This is a genomic window from Hamadaea sp. NPDC050747, from assembly GCF_040654195.1.
Classification (GTDB): Bacteria; Actinomycetota; Actinomycetes; order Mycobacteriales; family Micromonosporaceae; genus Hamadaea.
The window spans coordinates 5,001-7,682 of record NZ_JBFAHM010000033.1 but is presented as its reverse complement, the minus strand read 5'-3'; the positions used below and the strand labels follow the sequence as shown (position 1 = coordinate 7,682).

Annotated in this window: 2 rRNA genes (1 of these 2 cut by a window edge); both read left to right on the top strand. The window is 52.2% G+C overall.

What is annotated here, in order from left to right:
• Positions 1–350 precede the first annotated feature (350 nt).
• A 16S ribosomal RNA gene (locus AB0H43_RS38810) occupies positions 351–2,155 on the top strand.
• 160 nt (positions 2,156–2,315) lie between these two features.
• Positions 2,316–2,682 (top strand): 23S ribosomal RNA (locus AB0H43_RS38805); it runs 3,198 nt beyond the window's last position.
• The 16S and 23S rRNA genes sit together here, the layout of an rRNA operon.

The window sequence follows — 2,682 nt, the reverse complement described above, 5'->3', positions numbered from 1 at the left end:
CCCCGGCAATCGCCGCTGTAGGGATGGGTTCTGTGGATTACTGGCCTCTGGCGAGTTCTACCATCGAGCAACGGAAGGCAACCACGCCCGCCGGACGCCGCAATGGCTGAAGTCGGGCGCTGAGTCCTTCTCCTGGCGTGCCCCAGGCCACACGCCGCCCGTTCGGGCTCAGTGTGGTCGACGGCTTCGCTGGGGAACACATGAGTGGGAAAGCGGATTGCCGGCTCGCACGGCGCCCACGGCTCCTGCCGCAGGTGCTTTGCCCGGCGCGTCTCCGGACGCCACCCAGTGAACTTGACATCTCTCCGGCGCTGCTCGCAGCACCGGTTGCCGTTTTTCCGCGGCGGACGATAGTTATCTGGTTGATTCTGCCAGTAGTCATATGCTTGTCTCAAAGATTAAGCCATGCATGTCTAAGTATAAGCAATTATACAGCGAAACTGCGAATGGCTCATTATATAAGTTATCGTTTATTTGATAGTACCTTACTACTTGGATAACCGTGGTAATTCTAGAGCTAATACATGCTAAAAATCCCGACTTCGGAAGGGATGTATTTATTAGATTAAAAACCAATGCCCTCTGGGCTCTTTGGTGATTCATGATAACTTCTCGAATCGCACGGCCTTGCGCCGGCGATGGTTCATTCAAATTTCTTCCCTATCAACTTTCGATGTTTGGGTATTGGCCAAACATGGTTGCAACGGGTAACGGAGGGTTAGGGCTCGACCCCGGAGAAGGAGCCTGAGAAACGGCTACTACATCCAAGGAAGGCAGCAGGCGCGCAAATTACCCAATCCCGACACGGGGAGGTAGTGACAATAAATACTGATACAGGGCTCTTTTGGGTCTTGTAATTGGAATGAGTACAATTTAAATCCCTTAACGAGGAACAATTGGAGGGCAAGTCTGGTGCCAGCAGCCGCGGTAATTCCAGCTCCAATAGCGTATATTAAAGTTGTTGTGGTTAAAAAGCTCGTAGTTGAACCTTGGGCCTGGCTGGCCGGTCCGCCTCACCGCGTGTACTGGTCCGGCCGGGCCTTTCCCTCTGTGGAACCTCATGCCCTTCACTGGGTGTGACGGGGAAACAGGACTTTTACTTTGAAAAAATTAGAGTGCTCCAGGCAGGCCTATGCTCGAATACATTAGCATGGAATAATGAAATAGGACGTGTGGTTCTATTTTGTTGGTTTCTAGGACCGCCGTAATGATTAATAGGGACAGTCGGGGGCATCAGTATTCAATTGTCAGAGGTGAAATTCTTGGATTTATTGAAGACTAACTACTGCGAAAGCATTTGCCAAGGATGTTTTCATTAATCAGGAACGAAAGTTAGGGGATCGAAGACGATCAGATACCGTCGTAGTCTTAACCATAAACTATGCCGACTAGGGATCGGACGATGTTATTTTTTGACGCGTTCGGCACCTTACGAGAAATCAAAGTGCTTGGGCTCCAGGGGGAGTATGGTCGCAAGGCTGAAACTTAAAGAAATTGACGGAAGGGCACCACCAGGGGTGGAGCCTGCGGCTTAATTTGACTCAACACGGGGAAACTCACCAGGTCCAGACACAATGAGGATTGACAGATTGAGAGCTCTTTCTTGATTTTGTGGGTGGTGGTGCATGGCCGTTCTTAGTTGGTGGAGTGATTTGTCTGCTTAATTGCGATAACGAACGAGACCTTAACCTGCTAAATAGCCCGTATTGCTTTGGCAGTACGCTGGCTTCTTAGAGGGACTATCGGCTCAAGCCGATGGAAGTTTGAGGCAATAACAGGTCTGTGATGCCCTTAGATGTTCTGGGCCGCACGCGCGCTACACTGACGGAGCCAGCGAGTACTTCCTTGGCCGAAAGGCCCGGGTAATCTTGTTAAACTCCGTCGTGCTGGGGATAGAGCATTGCAATTATTGCTCTTCAACGAGGAATCCCTAGTAAGCGCAAGTCATCAGCTTGCGTTGATTACGTCCCTGCCCTTTGTACACACCGCCCGTCGCTACTACCGATTGAATGGCTCAGTGAGGCGTCCGGACTGGCCCAGGGAGGTGGGCAACTACCACCCAGGGCCGGAAAGCTCTCCAAACTCGGTCATTTAGAGGAAGTAAAAGTCGTAACAAGGTCTCCGTTGGTGAACCAGCGGAGGGATCATTACCGAGTTTACAACTCCCAAACCCATGTGAACATACCTTTACGTTGCTTCGGCGGAGCCGCCCCGGCGCCCGGAACCTCTTCGGTTTCGCGGCCCGGAACCAGGCGCCCGCCGGAGGCCACAAACTCTTTTGTTTTTACAGTTTCTTCTGAGTGTGCCGCAAGGCAAAATACAAATGAATCAAAACTTTCAACAACGGATCTCTTGGTTCTGGCATCGATGAAGAACGCAGCGAAATGCGATAAGTAATGTGAATTGCAGAATTCAGTGAATCATCGAATCTTTGAACGCACATTGCGCCCGCCAGAATTCTGGCGGGCATGCCTGTTCGAGCGTCATTTCAACCCTCGAGCTCCCCTCTTTTTGGGAGAGCCCGGCGTTGGGGACCCGGCGCTAACACCGCCGGCCCCGAAATGGAGTGGCGGCCCGTCCGCGGCGACCTCTGCGTAGTAATATCCACTCGCACCGGGACCCGGGCGCGGCCACGCCGTTAAACACCCCACCTTCCGAATGTTGACCTCGAATCAGGTAGGA